At 71.6% G+C, this 14841-nt stretch carries 14 protein-coding genes; 6 read left to right on the forward strand and 8 right to left on the reverse strand.

Going from position 1 to position 14841, the window contains the following annotated elements; all coding sequences use genetic code 11:
- Positions 1 to 245 precede the first annotated feature (245 nt).
- Both ABD140_RS08175 and ABD140_RS08180 read left to right on the forward strand, forming a co-directional pair.
- Positions 246 to 383, forward strand: coding sequence for a hypothetical protein (locus ABD140_RS08175; RefSeq protein ID WP_344238440.1), 138 nt, complete (start codon positions 246 to 248; stop codon positions 381 to 383).
- Positions 380 to 1255 carry a Vgb family protein gene (locus ABD140_RS08180; protein WP_344238442.1) on the forward strand — a complete coding sequence of 292 codons (876 nt, stop codon included), beginning with the start codon at positions 380 to 382 and terminating at the stop codon, positions 1253 to 1255. The genes ABD140_RS08175 and ABD140_RS08180 overlap by 4 nt, the downstream gene beginning before the upstream one ends.
- Positions 1256 to 1283: 28 nt before the next feature.
- Here ABD140_RS08180 and ABD140_RS08185 read toward each other — a convergent pair whose 3' ends face one another.
- Entirely contained in the window at positions 1284 to 1904 is a 621-nt protein-coding gene (locus ABD140_RS08185; RefSeq protein WP_344238444.1) for a TetR/AcrR family transcriptional regulator, read from the reverse strand.
- Positions 1905 to 2056: 152 nt separating this feature from the next.
- Between ABD140_RS08185 and abc-f the strand changes: the two genes are divergently transcribed.
- Together abc-f and ABD140_RS08195 are read left to right on the forward strand one after the other, a co-directional pair.
- Positions 2057 to 3673, forward strand: a complete 1617-nt coding sequence (abc-f, locus tag ABD140_RS08190; RefSeq protein WP_344238446.1) for a ribosomal protection-like ABC-F family protein — start codon at positions 2057 to 2059, stop codon at positions 3671 to 3673.
- A gap of 46 nt (positions 3674 to 3719) precedes the next feature.
- Positions 3720 to 4370, forward strand: coding sequence for a CatB-related O-acetyltransferase (locus ABD140_RS08195; RefSeq protein ID WP_344238448.1), 651 nt, complete (start codon positions 3720 to 3722; stop codon positions 4368 to 4370).
- Here the strand turns inward: ABD140_RS08195 and ABD140_RS08200 are convergent.
- Entirely contained in the window at positions 4318 to 5532 is a 1215-nt protein-coding gene (locus ABD140_RS08200) for an MFS transporter (RefSeq protein ID WP_344238450.1), read from the reverse strand. The two genes, ABD140_RS08195 and ABD140_RS08200, sit on opposite strands and share 53 nt — an antisense overlap.
- A gap of 122 nt (positions 5533 to 5654) precedes the next feature.
- On the opposite strand from ABD140_RS08200, the gene ABD140_RS08205 reads away from it, so the two are divergent.
- A complete protein-coding gene (locus ABD140_RS08205; RefSeq protein ID WP_344238452.1) occupies positions 5655 to 6107 on the forward strand; it encodes a winged helix-turn-helix transcriptional regulator in 453 nt (150 codons plus the stop codon).
- A gap of 2 nt (positions 6108 to 6109) precedes the next feature.
- On the opposite strand, the gene ABD140_RS08210 is transcribed toward ABD140_RS08205, so the two are convergent.
- From ABD140_RS08210 to ABD140_RS08225, 4 genes are read right to left on the reverse strand one after another with little or no spacing between them, the layout of a single operon-like run.
- The gene (locus ABD140_RS08210; protein ID WP_344238454.1) at positions 6110 to 7903 is read right to left on the reverse strand and encodes a glycoside hydrolase family 13 protein; all 1794 of its coding nucleotides are present in this window, start codon (positions 7901 to 7903) and stop codon (positions 6110 to 6112) included.
- 11 nt (positions 7904 to 7914) lie between these two features.
- Positions 7915 to 8751: a sugar ABC transporter permease gene (locus ABD140_RS08215; protein ID WP_344238456.1), complete on the reverse strand. Its 837-nt coding sequence runs from the start codon at positions 8749 to 8751 to the stop codon at positions 7915 to 7917.
- On the reverse strand, positions 8748 to 10361 hold the full coding sequence (locus tag ABD140_RS08220; protein ID WP_344238458.1) for an ABC transporter permease subunit: 1614 nt from the start codon (positions 10359 to 10361) through the stop codon (positions 8748 to 8750). Before ABD140_RS08220 ends, ABD140_RS08215 begins: the two co-directional genes overlap by 4 nt.
- Positions 10358 to 11608 carry a sugar ABC transporter substrate-binding protein gene (locus ABD140_RS08225; RefSeq protein WP_344238460.1) on the reverse strand — a complete coding sequence of 417 codons (1251 nt, stop codon included), beginning with the start codon at positions 11606 to 11608 and terminating at the stop codon, positions 10358 to 10360. Before ABD140_RS08225 ends, ABD140_RS08220 begins: the two co-directional genes overlap by 4 nt.
- Before the next feature lie 156 nt (positions 11609 to 11764).
- Here ABD140_RS08225 and ABD140_RS08230 point away from each other — a divergent pair, with 156 nt between their 5' ends.
- The gene (locus ABD140_RS08230; RefSeq protein WP_344238462.1) at positions 11765 to 12799 is read left to right on the forward strand and encodes a LacI family DNA-binding transcriptional regulator; all 1035 of its coding nucleotides are present in this window, start codon (positions 11765 to 11767) and stop codon (positions 12797 to 12799) included.
- A 28-nt stretch (positions 12800 to 12827) separates the two neighbouring features.
- Here the strand turns inward: ABD140_RS08230 and ABD140_RS08235 are convergent, their stop codons facing one another.
- Both ABD140_RS08235 and ABD140_RS08240 read right to left on the reverse strand, forming a co-directional pair.
- A complete protein-coding gene (locus tag ABD140_RS08235; RefSeq protein WP_344238464.1) occupies positions 12828 to 13517 on the reverse strand; it encodes a hypothetical protein in 690 nt (229 codons plus the stop codon).
- Between the two features lie 124 nt (positions 13518 to 13641).
- Entirely contained in the window at positions 13642 to 14823 is a 1182-nt protein-coding gene (locus ABD140_RS08240) for an epoxide hydrolase family protein (protein WP_344238466.1), read from the reverse strand.
- Between the last annotated feature and the right edge of the window lie 18 nt (positions 14824 to 14841).

Consider the following 14841-nt stretch of genomic DNA (forward strand, 5'->3'; position numbering starts at 1 on the left):
CACGAGCGGCGCCCTGGTGGAGGGTGGGACCGTTGCGACGCCGACCGATCCGCGAAGGGCTTTTCGTTGTCTCCCGACCCGACCGCCGTTCACCCGCTGCCGGTCCATCGTCATGCCCGGCGTGCGGATCGGCGACGGGGCCGTCATTGCGGCCGGCGCGGTCGGCGCGGCGGACGTGCCGCCCTACACGGTCGTGGGCGGCAACCCGGGCGCGGACGATCCGGCGGCGCTTCGACGACGCCGACGTGGACCGGCTGCGCCGTGCCGCCTGGTGGGACCGGCCCGCCGCCCTGGTCACCGGGCACGCCCGCACCATCATGGCCGGAACCCCGGCCGACATCGAACGCATCGCCGTCCGGCACCGTCGCGAGGAGGACCGTTGAACATCCAGGAATACGTCGTAGCCGATCGCGGTGACGGTCCGTATGCGCTCACCGCGGGACCGGACGGCGCGTTGTGGTTCACGCTCGTCCACAGCGGCGGTATCGGCCGGCTCGTCCCCGGGGAGGAGCCCGCCACCCACCGGCTCGACCCGGCGTGCGGTCCGACGATCATCACGACCGGGCCGGACGGGGCGCTGTGGTTCACCGAATACCAGGCGCACCGGATCGGCCGGATCACCACCGACGGCACGGTCTCGGAGTTCGCACCGCCCACCCCCGACTGCGGCCCGTTCGGCATCGCCGCCGGGCCGGACGGGGCGCTGTGGTTCACCCAGACCGCCGCCGACCGGATCGGCCGGATCACCACCGATGGACGGGTGACGGAGTTCGCGCTGCCCGTCGCCGGCGCGTTCCCCTCCGCGATCACCGCCGGCGCGGACGGCGGGATGTGGTTCACCCTGAACCAGGCCAACGCGATCGGGCGGATCGGCATGGACGGAGCGATCGCCCTTCACCCCCTGCCCACCGAGGCCGCCGCGCCGGTGGGCATCTGCGCCGGGCAGGACGGCTCCCTGTGGTTCGTCGAGATCGCCGCCGGGCAGGTCGGCCGGATCACCACCGATGGACGGGTGACCGAGTTCGCGCTGCCCGACCGGGCCGCCCGGCCGCACGCCATCACACCCGGTCCCGACGGTGAGCAGTGGTTCACCGAGTGGGGCGGCAACCGCGTCGGCTCCATCACCGTCGACGGCGTGATCCAGGTGCACGACCTGCCCACCGCCGGCTCGGAACCCCACGGCATCGCCCTCGGCCCGGACGGCGCCCTGTGGGCGGCGCTGGAAACCGGTGCCCTCGCCCGCATCACCCGCTGAACAGGAAAGGTCAGGCGTACCCGGCGATTCAGGCGCCGCTCGTCGGCGGGGGCTTGGCGAAGGCGCCGGCGGCCGCGGCGAGAGCGGCGGTTCTGGCCGCGTGACGGGGCAAAAGCCGATCATGAGGCGTGCGGAGGAGCACGAGGTGGTGGTAGAGCGGCGCGGTGGCGGCGATGAGCAGGCGCCGGGCGTCGGTGTGCGGGGGGAGTTCGCCGCGTAGGGCGGCGCGGGCGACGACGATCTCGCAGCGGGTGTAGCGGTCCTCCCAGAGGCGCTGCTGGGCTCGGGCGGCCTGCTCGGAGCGGAAAGAGGCGGCGATCAGGGCCGCCATGATCGGCGGCCGGGCGGTCATGGCGTCCTGGATCTCCTGGTTCAGTGCCGCCAGGTCGTCCTCGAGCGAGCCGGTGTCCGGGGGCCGCCAGTCGTCGTCGCTCGCCGCGTCCAGGACGTCGGCGAGCAGGCCGCCGACATCTCCCCAGCGCCGGTACACCGTCGCGCGGTGCACACCGGCGCGGGTCGCGACGGCGTCCATGGTGAGCCCGTCGTAACCGTGCTCGCCGAGTTCCGCGAGGACCGCGTCGTGGACCTGCGCGCGGGTGCGGGCGGTGCGGCCGCCGGGACGGCGCCGGGGCGGTGTCGGGGGGTTCATCGCTGATATCCGGTTGTTCGGTGGGCCGATGATGTGGCACCATCTTAATGCATCAGTTGTCGCACTAATGGAGTGGCCCATGCTCTTCCGAAGCGTTCACCCGGTCCCGCGGCCCTCGGCCGTCCCGTCCTCGAATGCTTCGGAGTGTCCGCATGCCCGTACAGATCACCGCGCTCGGCGTCGTCAAGTCCTTCAACGGCAGGGTCGTCCTTGACTCCGTGACCTGCTCGCTCGCCGCGGGCGAGCGCACCGGGATCATCGGTGAGAACGGTTCCGGCAAGTCCACCCTGCTGCGCCTGCTCGCCGGGCGGGAGCGCCCCGACCAGGGCGAGGTCGTCGTCCAGGCCGACGGCGGCGTCGGCTACCTGGCGCAGGACGAGCGGCTGGACCCGCAGGCGACCGTCCAGCAGGTCATCGATCGCGCTCTGAGCGATCTGCGCGCCGTCGAGCGGCGCATGCGCCGCCTGGAGGCCGCGATGGCCGAAGGTGACGAATCGGGAATGGCCGAATACGGCGACCTGATGACGGTCTTCGAGCTGCGCGGCGGCTACGACGCCGACGCCCGCGTGGAGCGTGCGCTGCACGGGCTCGGCCTGGGGCTGGTGGACCGCGACCGCACCGTGGGCGGCCTGTCCGGCGGCGAACAGGTCAGGTTGCGGCTGGCGTCCCTCCTGGCGGCCGCGCCGGAGGTGCTGCTGCTGGACGAGCCGACCAACCACCTCGACGAGAGCGCCATGAACTGGCTGGAGGAGCACCTGCGCACGCGGCGGGGCACCACGGTGGCGGTCTCCCACGACCGGATCTTCCTCGAACGCGTCGCCACCAGCCTGCTGGAGGTGGACGCCGACCGGCGCAGCGTCGTCCGGTACGGCAACGGCTACGCCGGATACCTCGCCGAGAAGGCGGCCGCCCGGCAGCGCTGGGCCGAGGCGCACGAACAGTGGCAGGCCGACGTCGACCGGCTCCGCGAGGCCGCCGCGACCACCGCCCGCCGGGTGGCTCCCGGCCGCGCGATGAAGGACGGCAACAAGATGGCCTACGACCGGGCGGGCGGACGGGTGCAGCAGTCCCTGGCCAGCCGGGTGCGCAACGCCGAGGAGCGGCTGCGCCGCCTGCTCGCCGACCCGGTGTCGGCCCCGCCGGAGCCACTGCACTTCACCCCCGTGCTGCGGACCGGCCGCTCGCGGGGCGCCGTGCTCGAGGCCGCCGGGGTCACCGTCACCGACCGGCTGAGCCGCACGAGCCTCACCGTCGAGGCGGGCGAACACCTGCTGGTCACGGGGCCGAACGGCACGGGCAAGAGCACCCTGCTCCAGGTCCTGGCCGGACGGCTCGCCCCCGACGGCGGCGGCGTCACCCGCCGCGGCCGGATCGGCTACCTCCCGCAGGAGCCGCAGCCCGGGAAGCCGGACGAGACCGTACTGGCCGCCTTCGCCCGCGGCCGGTCAGGGGATCCCGCCGCGTACACCGAGCAGCTGCTGTCCTTCGGCCTGTTCGACCGCGAGCGGCTCACGGTGCCGGTCGGCCGGCTGTCCACCGGCCAGCGGCAGCGCCTCGCCCTGGCGCGCCTGCTCAGCGAGCCATGGGACGTCCTGCTGCTCGACGAGCCCACCAACCACGTGTCGCCCGTCCTCGCCGAGGAGCTGGAAGCCGCCCTGGCCGGATACGGCGGCGCCGTCGTCATCGTCAGCCACGACCGCCGGCTGCGCCGCCGCTGGCAGGGCTCCCACCTGGCGCTGCAGGCCGCTCCGGCGTCCGTCGAGTCCTGACGCCCGCCGAATCCCCACCGTCTTTCCGAGAGAAAGGAAGTCCTCCATGACGCCTCCCGTCCCCGCCGACCCGACCGCGGTGCACCCCATGCCCGAGCAGCCGCGGGTCGTGCTGCTGAAGCCCTTGATCACCTCGCCGCTGATCGAGGTCGGAGAGTTCTCCTACTACGACGACCCGGACGACCCGACCGCCTTCGAGACCCGCAACGTGCTGTACCACTACGGGCCGGAGAAGCTGGTCATCGGGAAGTTCTGCGCGCTGGGCGAAGGGGTGCGGTTCATCATGAACGGCGCCAACCACCGCATGGACGGCCCTTCGACGTTCCCCTTCCCGATCATGGGCGGCTCCTGGGCCGAGCACTTCGACCTCATCACCGGCCTGCCCGCACGGGGCGACACCGTGGTGGGCAACGACGTGTGGTTCGGCTACCGGTCCATGGTGATGCCCGGTGTGCGCATCGGCCACGGCGCGGTCATCGCCTCCGGTTCCGTCGTCGTCGACGACGTCCCCGACTACGGCATCGTCGGCGGCAATCCGGCCGGGCTCATCCGCCGCCGCCACAGCGACGCCGACGTCGACCGCCTCCTGGCCCTGGCCTGGTGGGACTGGCCCCTCCAGCACCTCACCGAGCACATCCGCACGATCATGTCCGGCAGCGTCGACGATCTGGAGAAAGCGGCGCCTCGCAGGGGGTGAGGGGTTCTTCGGCGGTGAGGTCCAGGACGCCGCCTCGGGTGAATGCCCACAGCACGAGCCCGAGGCAGCTGAACGAGGCGCCCAGCGCGCATACGGCACCCCAGCCGGCCGCCGTGTAGAGGGCGGTCGCGGCTATGGCGCCGGTGGCGCTGCCGATCGAGTAGAAGACCATGTATCCGCCGATCAGCCGGCTGCCCGCGTCCGGGTGCAGCGCGTAGATCAGTGTCTGGTTGGTGACATGGACCGCCTGCACGGCGAGGTCGAGGAGGATCACCCCGATGACCAGGGACCAGAGCGAGTCGCGGGTGAAGGACAGAGGCAGCCACGAGATGGCGAGCAGGGTCAGGGCGATGCCGGTGGTCCGCTGAGAGAGCCCCCGGTCGTTCAGGCGGCCCGCCACGGTCGCCGCCAGGGCGCCGACGGCACCGATCAGTCCCAGCGCTCCGATCATGCTGTGGGACAGGAAGTGCGGGGCCTCGCTGAGCGGCAGCGCGACGCTGCTCCACAGGGTGCTGAAGGCGGCGAAGATCAGCAGGCCGAACAGGGCACGGAGCCGCAGCAGCCGTTCCCGCGCGAACAGGGTGATCGTGGAGCGCAGGAGCCGTCCGTAGCGCAGGGTCGTCGGCGGGGCGTCGCCGCGGCGGGGCAGCACCCTGTACAGGACCAGGGCGAGCAGAGCGGTGAGCGACGCCGAGGCGAGGTAGACGGAGCGCCAGCCCGCGAGGTCGGCCAGGAGGCCGGATACGGTGCGGGCGAGCAGGATCCCGATGACCACGCCGCTGGTGACCAGGCCGACGACCCGTCCGCGCTCCGCAGGAGGGGCCAGTGATGCCGCGAAGGCCACCAGCGTCTGCGTGACGACCGCGAGGAGTCCCATCGCGGCCATGCCCGCGAGCAGGACCGCCGCCGTACGGGCGGTGGCCACCACGGCCAGCGCCGCCACCAGGAGCAGCAGCTGGGCCGCGACGAGCCGTCTGCGGTCGGCCACATCGCCCAGCGGTACGAGGAAGAAGAGCCCCAGCCCGTATCCGACGTGCGTGAGAGTGACCACGCCGCCGACGAGTGCCGGGCTCATGGCGAGGTCGTGGCCCATGGTCACCAGGAGCGGCTGGGCGAAGTAGACGTTGGCCACCGCGGCCCCGCAGGCGACGGCGAACAACATGACGATTCCTCGGGACAGGACGAACATCGGCACCCCACCGCCTATCTGGTTTCAACTTGCTACCAAAGGCGACGCTAGCCATTCTGGTAGCATGTTGCAACCGATGTGGGACGGGGGAAGCCATGGTGACCAGAACGCGCTTCGACGACAGCACCTGTCCCGTCGCCCGGTCGGTGGACGCGATCGGCGACTGGTGGTCCCTGCTGATCGTGCGGGACGCCTTCGACGGAAGCCGGCGCTTCGGAGAGTTCCAGCGCAGCCTCGGCGTGGCGAAGAACATCCTCACCGCGCGCCTGCGCGCCCTGGTCGCCGGCGGCGTCCTCGAATCCGTTCCCGCCTCGGACGGCAGCGCCTACCGCGAGTACGTGCTGACCCCGAAAGGCGAGGCGCTCTTCCCCGTCATCGTGGCACTGCGGCAGTGGGGCGAGCAGAACTTCTTCGCCCCCGACGAACCGCACTCGCAGTTGGTCGACCGCCGGCAGGGACATCCCCTCCGCACACTGGAAGTGCTGTCCGCGGACGGACGACGGCTGAACCCCGAAGACACCACCGTCCACAAGGTCTCCGCCCCGTGATCTCAGTACCTCCAGATGTGGAACGCCGGGCCGTCGCAGGGGAGGGTGGTCAGGCCGTCGGAGGCGGGGAGCAGCGGGTGCGCGCCGCCGTAGACGGGTTGCGCTTCGGTGCCGAGCCGGATCCGGACGGGTGTGTGGGCGGCGCGGGCCGCCATGACGAGGAGCCGGTCGCCGGCGCGTTCGCGGGTGAAGACGATGCCGTCCTCGCTCACGTGCAGCCAGCGCAGGCCGCCCTGGCGGAGCGCCTTCTCCTTTTTCCGCAGGGCGCCCAGCGTCCGGTGGACGTCCAGGGTCCGGGTGTCCCAGGTGTCGGGTCGGGACCATGGCATGGGACGGCGGGCGTCCTCGCCCCAGGAGCCTTCCAGGCCGAACTCGTCTCCCGCGTAGACCATCGGGGTGCCGGGGAGGGTGAACAGCAGTCCCACCGCGACCTCGGTGAGCGAGCCGTCTCCGCAGACCGTGCGGATGCGGGCGGTGTCGTGGGAGCTGAGGATCGACCAGGAGTGGGTGAAGGAGCGCCAGGAGGTCTGGGCGGAGAACGCGCGCATGGTCGCCACGGCGTCGGTGCCGGACAGCCGGGGCACCTGGGCGGGGACGCCGAGGAAGTCGAGCCGGGTCTGCGGGCCGCGCAGCCAGGACCAGACGGGGCGGGTGAATCCGGCGTAGTTCATGGTGCCGTGCCAGCCGTCGGCGTCGAGGTCGCGGGTGGAGTCGTGGGCGTGCTCGGCGACCAGCAGGCCGTCGCGGCGTTCTTCGGCGACGGCGCGGCGGATCCGCGCGGCGACCTCCCGGGTGAGGTCGGCCGCACCCCGCCGTCCCGTCATGTTGGCGACGTCGATCCGCCAGCCGTCCAGGCCGAACCTCAGCCAGCGGCGCACGATCGCCTCGGGGCCGTCGATCATGTCGTGGATCAGCCCGTCGTCGGCCCAGTCGAGCTTCGGCAGGCTCGGTACGCCCATCCAGGTCTCGTAGCCGGGCTCCTCGTCGTGGAAGCGGAAACGGCCGCGCTCCGGCGCCTCCTTGTCGCCGAGTGCGGCGGTGAACCAGGGGTGGTCGTCGCCGCAGTGGTTGGTGGTGAGGTCGCCGAGGACGCGCCAGCCGCGGGCGTGCGCGGCGTCGATGAGCGCCCGGTAGGCGGCGTCTCCGCCGAGCAGCGGGTCGATGCGGTCGAACGACGAGGAGTTGTAGCGGTGGTTGGACCGCGCGGGGAACACCGGGGTCAGCCACAGCGTGTCGACGCCCAGCGAGGCGATGTGGTCGAGGCGTTCGGTGACGCCGGGCAGGTCTCCGCCGAACAGCTGCCGGGGCGCCAGCGGACCGCGTCCCTGCACGGGCTCGTCCCAGGCGGTGGGAACGGCCCAGTCGGGTACCGCGCCGGGCGGCGACGAGGACGCGAACCGGTCGGGGAAGATCTCGTAGACCGTGGCGTCGGCGGCCCAGCCGGGCGGCGGTGCGTAGGTGTTGAGGCGGAAGTCGGTGGCGTCGGGCACGTCGTGCGAGCACAGTCCGGCGGCGGTCAGCCACCTGTATCCGGCCGGACCGGTCAGCAGGAACCGGTAGGGGGTGATGGGGTTGCGGGCGGTGACGTCGGCCCGCCACCAGATCTCGTCCTCGGTCTCCCGGTCGATGACGGCGGCGTCGAAGTGCGGCTCGCCGTCGCGGACGCTGCGCACGTGGACGCCGTCGCGCTGGGTGCGCGGGGTGCGGAGGAAGACCGTGACGGTCTCGCCCGGCTCGGGCGCGAGCGTGCTGACGTGGTCGAGGGAGCCGTCGTGGTGGAACCCTTGATCGAACATGGCGGACATGGTCATCCCTTCACCGAGCCCGCGGTGAGCCCGTGGACGATGTAGCGCTGGAGGAACTGGAAGACGGCGACGGTCGGGATCGCGGTGAGCAGCGTGCCGACCGCGAACATGCCGAAGGTCGAGTTGCGTTCGCCCGCGATGAGGCCGTAGAGCCCGACGGCGAGCGTGCGGGAGTCGTCGCCGGTCAGGAAGACGCTGGCGATGAGGAACTCGTTGATCGTCGCGATGAACACGAGCAGGGCGCTGATCGCCAGGATCGGCGCGGACAGCGGCAGGATCACCCGCAGGAACGCCTGGTGGTGGGAGGCGCCGTCGATGAGCATCGCCTCGTCGAGCTCCCGGGGGATGGAGTCGAAGAAGCTCTTGATCAGCCAGGTGTTCACGCCGACCTGCCCGCCGACGTACAGCAGGACCACGCCCCAGACGCTGTTGAGGCCGAACGCGGGCCAATGGTCGCTGACCGTGCTGAAGATGACGTAGAGCGGCACGATCGCCAGGAACTGCGGGAACGCCTGGATCACCAGGAGCGCCACCAGCCCGGTCCGCCGCCCCCGGAACCGGAACCTGCTGAAGGCGTAGGCGCTCAGCGCCGAGACCGTCACCGACGTCAGCGCCGTCAGGGCCGAGATGGTGATGGAGTTGCCGTACCAGGTCCAGAACGAGGTCGTGGTGAACAGCCGGCGCGCGTTGCCGGTGCCCGCGCCCGCCGGGATCAGGGTCGTGGAGCTCAGCGTCCCGAGCGGGTTGAGCGCGGCGGACACCACGAACAGGATCGGCAGCAGCGCGAACAGGGTGACGAGCAGCGCGGTCAGGTGCCGCAGCGCCAGGCCGCCTCTCACCGGTCCACCTCCTTGAAGGCGCGGGTGCGGCGGAAGCTCACGATCGAGAGCACCGCCACGATCAGGTAGACGTAGATCGACATCGCGGCGGCCAGCCCGTACTGCGCGCCCTGCTGCCCGAAGGCCATGCGGTAGGTGTAGGTGATGAGCAGGTCGGTGGCGCCGACCGCCGGGTCGTCGGCCGGGAAGGGTCCGCCTGAGGTGATCAGGAAGATCCCGTTGAAGTTGTTGAAGTTGAAGGCCAGTGACGACACCAGGAGCGGGGCGAGGCTCAGCAGCAGGAGCGGCAGCGTGACGTGCCGGAACCGCTGCCAGGGTCCGGCCCCGTCGACCTGGGCCGCCTCCTGGACGTCGGACGGGATCGCCTGCAGCGCTCCGGTCGCCACCAGGAACATGTAGGGGAACCCGAGCCACAGCTGGGCCAGGAGCACCGACGCCCGCGCGGTGGAGGGCGTGCCGAGCCAGTCGACGCGGGTGTCGAGCAGCCAGTTGATCAGCCCGAAGTCGGTGTTGAACATGTCACGCCAGACCAGCAGCATCGCGAAGGCCGGCATGGCGTAGGGCAGGATGATGAGCGTCCGGTACAGGCGGACCGCCCGCATCGCCGGGTGGTGCAGCGCCAGGGCGACGGCGATGCCCAGCGCCGCGGTGAGGACGACGACCCCGACGGCGAAGAAGACGTTCCATCCGAAGACGCCCAGGACGTCGCCGCGAACGCGGGGGTCGGTGAGCGCGGAGGTGAGGTTGTCCGTCCCGACGGTGACCTTCCAGCCCTGGGGCAGCGCCGTGCCGTCGGCGGCCGTGAACCTGCCCTGCTCCGGGTCGGCCCGGTAGACGACGCCGTCGCCCTCGACGCAGTCGCAGGACTTCTCGTACCGGAGCGCCGCGGTGCCCTGGTAGGCGCGGCTCAGGCCCTGGCTGCGGATGGCGCCGCCCGGTACGGGCACGGTCAGCTCGGTGATCTCGCCGGTCCGCGCGGCGGCCTGCGCGACGGTGAGGACCTCATGGCCTTCGGCGGCCGCCACCCGGCCGTCGGGCCCCAGCGTGACGTCGGAGGGGGCGAGCTTGCGCAGGCCCGTGCCGTCGCCCGCGTACAGCAGGCCGCGGGCGGGGTCGGCGAGCAGGAAGACGAGTTCGCCGTCGCGTTCGGCGACGGTGAGCCGGAACTCGGCGGACCCCGGGGTGCGCTGGACGGAGGCGGTCTCGATCGCGGTGATCGCGTCCTGCTTGCCGCCCAGGTGGCCGTCCCCGAAGTTGGTGACCGCCAGCGACATCGTGTAGACGACCGGGAAGATCTGGAAGGCCAGGATCAGGAACGTGGTGGGGATCAGGTACTTCGCGGCGGGCCGGCGCGGCGACAGGTAGACGAACAGGGCGGCCGCGGTCGCCACGGCGACGACCGCGAGGCCCGTCCAGGAGCGGGCGGCGGCCAGCGGGCTCGCCGCCAGGATGCCGATCCCGCCGAGCAGGCCCGCCACCAGCAGTCGGGCGAGGACGCCGGAGACCGAGGTCGGCCAGCCGCGGCGCGGGCGGCCGGGGTCCTTCCGGGGAGGCTCGTGTCCCGGCCGGGAGGGAGCGGTCTCCCTCCCGGCCGTCAGGTGCCGGGTCATGACTTCAGTTGCTCGGCGATGGCCTCGCCCGCGGCCTCGACCGCGGGCGCCACGGGCTCTCCCTTGACGACCGCGTGGATGAGCGTGTTGAACGGCCCCCAGACCGCGACCATCTGCGGGATGGAGGGCAGGGGGTCGCCCGCCTCGGCCGCGGCCTGGAACTGCGCCAGGTCGGGGTCCTCGGGCAGCTCCTCCTGGATGAGGCTCTTGAGGGCCGGGGTGCGCGGCTCCGCCTCGTACAGGGTCCGTGCCACCTCGGGCGAGGCGAGGGTGTTCGTCACGAACTCCTGGGCGAGCGTCTTGCTCTTGCCCTTGCTGGCGACGAAGAAGGACTGCACGCCGACGAAGGACCGCGCGGGTTCGCCCTTCTCGAAGCCCGGTACGGGGGAGAGCGCGTACTTGACGCCGGCCTTGCGCACGTCGGTGAGCCGCCAGGAGCCGTCGATGAGGAAGGCCGTCTCGCCCGCGGCGAACGCCGCGGTGGCGTTGTCGGAGGTGAAGGAGCGCTTGAGCGCGCCCTGGCCCTTCTCCCCGAACTCGGCGATGCGCTCGAACGCCTTCACCGAGGCCGGGGCGCCGACGCCGAGTTCGCCGGGGTCGGGGTAGCCCTCTTCGGTGGTGGCGAAGAGGGCGCCGCCGCCCGAGGTGAACAGCGGGTACATGTGGTAGGTGTCGCCGGACTGCCCGTCCTGCTGGCTGACCGGGTAGCCCGCGATCTCCTTGACCTTGCCCGCGGCCTTGAGCTCGCGGCCGGTGTCGACCAGGTCGTCGAAGCTCTCGGGCGCCTCGGGGACGAGGTCGGTGTTGCGGTAGACGACCAGGCTCTCCACCGCGTAGGGGACGCCGTACACCTGCCCCTGGTAGGTCACCGCCTTGCGCGCGATGTCCACGTATCCCGACATCTGCTCCGGCGGGAGCTGGACCGGGTCGATCAGGCCGTTCTGGACCAGGTTGCCGATCCAGTCGTGCGCGCCGACCATGACGTCCGGGCCCTGTCCCGCCTGGGAGGCGGTGGTGAAGGTCTGCTGCTGGTTCTGCGCGATGCCGACGACCTCGGCCTTGACGCCGTTCTTCGCGGCCCAGTCCTCGGCCAGCGGCTTGAGCACCTCGGCCCGTTTCTGGTCGGCCCAGATCACCAGCTTGGACTGCGAACCGGGGGAGTCCTCGGGCTCCTCGGCGCCGCCGCAGGCGGTCAGGAGGAGGCCGAAGGCGAGCGCTCCGGCGAGGAGGGGAAGGGGTCTGCGCACGGTGTTTCTCCAGGTGGCGCGGTGGGGGTGGGTGTCACGGCGGCCGTGTGGGGCGAAATTAACAACCCGTTCACCCGATTGGAAGACGTTTCATGGATTTGCGGCAAAGTTTCAGAGAGTTTGCAATGCGGGTGCAAACCCCTCCACAATCCCGTCATGGCATCGCGACTCGAAGACATCGCCAGACAGGCCGGGGTGAGCAAGGCGACGGTCTCTCGCGTCCTCAACGAGCAGCCGGGAGTCAGCCCCGCCACGCGCAGGACCGTGATGACCGCGCTCGCCGTCCTGGGCTACGACCGGCCGAGCCGGCTGCGGCCGCGCAGCAGCGGCCTCATCGGACTGATCGTCGCGGAACTGCAGAACCCCGTGTTCCCGGCCTTCGCCCAGGTGATCGAGACCGCCCTCTCCCGGCACGGGTACACCGCGGTGCTGTGCACCCAGACGCCCGAGGGCGCGGGTGAGGACGAGTACGTGGGCATGCTCCTGGACCGGGGCGTGTCCGGCATCATCTTCGTCTCCGGCCTGCACGCCGACCTCACGATCGACCGCACCCGCTACGAAGACCTGAAACGCCAGAAGCTCCCCATGGTCTTCGTCAACGGCCATCTGCCCGGACTCGGGATCACCACCCTGTCCTGCGACGACGTCGCCTCCGGCCGTATCGCGACCGGCCACCTCGCCGGCCTCGGCCACCGGCGCATCGGTTTCATCAGCGGCCCGATGCGCTACTCGACGGTCCAGCGGCGCCTGGCCGGCTACCGCGCGACGATGCGCGAACTCCTGGGCTCCTCACCCGACGACCTGATCGAGCTCGCCCCGTTCGACGTGGAGGGCGGACACACCGCCGCAGCGGCCCTCCTCTCCCAGGGCGCGACCGCCCTGGTGTGCGGCAGCGACATGATGGCCCTCGGCGCCATCCGCGCCGCCCGCCGCCTGGGCCTGCGCGTCCCCGAAGACGTCTCCGTCGTCGGCGCCGACGACTCCCCCCTCATGACCTTCACCGACCCCCCGCTCACCACGGTCCGCCAACCCGCCCAGAACATCGGAAGAGCCGCCGTGCGCACCATCACCGACGAGATCAAGGGCCTCGTCTCCAAACCCGCCGAATACCTCTTCGAACCAGAACTCGTGGTCCGCTCCTCCACCCGCCTCCGCCCCCATGGAACCGAGCCGCCGCCACCCGTCCGGTGAAAGCGGCTCGCGTCTCCCGCGATGCCCGTCAGGTGCCGGGGTCCTCTGGCGGCAGGTAGGGGCTGAAGTGGTCGGCGACGAGGTGGGCGATGGCCGCGGCGTCTTGGGATCCGTCCACTTCGATCACGCGGATGCCCAGGCGGCGGGCGGAGCGGGCGGCGTCTTCGGCGACGAGGCGGTCGCGTTCCAGTCGGTTGCGCTGGGCTCGTTCGGGGTCGCTGACGGCGTCGCCGACGGCGGCGGCTCGGGGGAGTTCGCGGAGTTGGCGGTCGCGGAAGGCCGGGGTGGGCACCATGACGACCATCCGCCGGGGGGAGTCGATGAGGGGGGCGACCAGCTCGGGGCGGAATCCCCAGCCTTCGGCGATGATGGGGCGTCCGGAGACGAGGCAGCGCAGGTCGTCCAAGGCCCATTCGAACCGGATCGGGAAGCCGGCCAGCGTTTCGGCCGCCATGTCCCGGGGGGCGGTGTGCACCCAGGTCTGGTCGGGGTCCGGGTCGGCGGGAGACTGACCGAGCCTGACGCGGCGGGCGATCCGGCGGTCGTTGTGGCCGCGGGCATCGTGGTGGTCGTAGTGGTAGGCGGTCATTCCGTAACGCAGGGCCAGCAGCCGGGCGACGGTGGACTTGCCGGCCCATTGCCCGCCGCCGATCCACAGGACCCGGCTCAGTGTGCCGAATGGATCCCATACTTGCTTTTCGGTGTCGTTCCCGGTCACAGGTCTCCCCAGGTGCGGCGGCCGACTTCTGCCGTGCGGGTCATTCCCCTTCGGAGGATACGGCTCGTGGCGGCCCCGAGTGAAAGAGAAGAGCCCGGGGCCGCCACGGCGTTCCGTGTGAGGCTCAGCGGAGCTCGCGGAAGAAGGCGCGGATGTCGTCGACCAGGGTGCCGGGGGCTTCCATGGACAGGAAGTGGCCGCCCTCGGTGAGCTCGGTCCAGCGGACGATGGCGTGGTCGCGTTCGGCCCAGGGACGGATGGTGACGTCGCGGGCGGAGACGAGGACGCCGGTGGGGACCGTGCCGCGCCGGGGCGTCCAGGACGCGGTGTCGTCCTGGCTCTCGGTACCGGTCCAGGAGGCGGCGGACATCTCCTCGTAGTAGACCTGGGCGGATGAGGCCGCGGTGCCGGTGAACCAGTAGAGGGAGACGGCGGTCAGGATGCGGTCGCGGGAGATCGCCGCTTCCGGAAGCGCCTCTTCGGGGTAGGTGAGCTCCTTGAACTTCTCCACCATCCAGGCGAGCTGGCCGATGGGGGAGTCGTGCAGGGCGTAGCCCACCGTCTGGGGGCGCTTGGAGTTGCACTGCAGGTAACCGTCGTTGAAGTTCTGCATCCGCTCCCAGCGCTCCCGCTCGGCCTCTGAGAGTCCGTCCATCTCGCCTTCCTCTCCCGCCGGGAAGGCGATCAGGGCGTTGAGGTGGATGCCCAGGACCTGCCCGGACGCGTGGGAGCCCAGGTGCGGCGCCACCCAGGAGCCGGTGTCGTAGCCCTGGACGCCGTAGCGGTCGTAGCCCAGGCGGGACATCAGCACGGCCAGGACCTCGGCCATCCGGGCGGGGCTCATGCCGGGGCCCGCCAGCGGCGTGGAGAACCCGAAACCGGGCAGGGACGGGATCACCAGGTGGAAGGCGTCGGAGGGATCGCCGCCGTGGGCGCGCGGGTCCGACAGGGGGCCGATGACGTCGAGGAAGTCGGCGAACGTGCCCGGCCAGCCGTGCAGGAGCAGCAGCGGCGCGGCGTCCGGTTCGGGGGAGCGGACGTGGAGGAAGTGGAGGTTCTGCCCCTCGACGTACGTCGTGTACTGGGGGTGGGCGTTGAGCTCGGCCTCGCGGGCCCGCCAGTCGTAGCGGGCGCGCCAGTGCTCGGCGAGCTCCTTGAGGTGGCCCAGGGGCACGCCCCGGTCCCAGCCGACGCCCGGCAGCTCGTCCGGCCAGCGGGCGCCGGCCAGCCGTGCCGCCAGGTCGTCGAGCCGGTCGCGCGGAATATCGATGCGGAAAGGACGGATGTCCTGTGTCGTGTTCGCCATGCCGGAAACATAGAGAGC

Origin of the sequence: Actinocorallia libanotica, assembly GCF_039525175.1 — a bacterium.
GTDB classification, from domain to species: domain Bacteria; phylum Actinomycetota; class Actinomycetes; order Streptosporangiales; family Streptosporangiaceae; genus Actinocorallia; species Actinocorallia libanotica.

What these genes read in the sequence shown, in the direction of transcription:
- ABD140_RS08185 (WP_344238444.1), bottom strand. Translation starts at nt 1,904, where the DNA reads ATGAACCCCCCGACACCGCCCCGGCGCCGTCCCGGCGGCCGCACCGCC.
- abc-f (WP_344238446.1), top strand. Translation starts at nt 2,057, where the DNA reads ATGCCCGTACAGATCACCGCGCTCGGCGTCGTCAAGTCCTTCAACGGC.
- ABD140_RS08195 (WP_344238448.1), top strand. Translation starts at nt 3,720, where the DNA reads ATGACGCCTCCCGTCCCCGCCGACCCGACCGCGGTGCACCCCATGCCC.
- ABD140_RS08200 (WP_344238450.1), bottom strand. Translation starts at nt 5,532, where the DNA reads ATGTTGTTCGCCGTCGCCTGCGGGGCCGCGGTGGCCAACGTCTACTTC.
- ABD140_RS08205 (WP_344238452.1), top strand. Translation starts at nt 5,655, where the DNA reads ATGGTGACCAGAACGCGCTTCGACGACAGCACCTGTCCCGTCGCCCGG.
- ABD140_RS08210 (WP_344238454.1), bottom strand. Translation starts at nt 7,903, where the DNA reads ATGTTCGATCAAGGGTTCCACCACGACGGCTCCCTCGACCACGTCAGC.
- ABD140_RS08220 (WP_344238458.1), bottom strand. Translation starts at nt 10,361, where the DNA reads ATGACCCGGCACCTGACGGCCGGGAGGGAGACCGCTCCCTCCCGGCCG.
- ABD140_RS08230 (WP_344238462.1), top strand. Translation starts at nt 11,765, where the DNA reads ATGGCATCGCGACTCGAAGACATCGCCAGACAGGCCGGGGTGAGCAAG.
- ABD140_RS08240 (WP_344238466.1), bottom strand. Translation starts at nt 14,823, where the DNA reads ATGGCGAACACGACACAGGACATCCGTCCTTTCCGCATCGATATTCCG.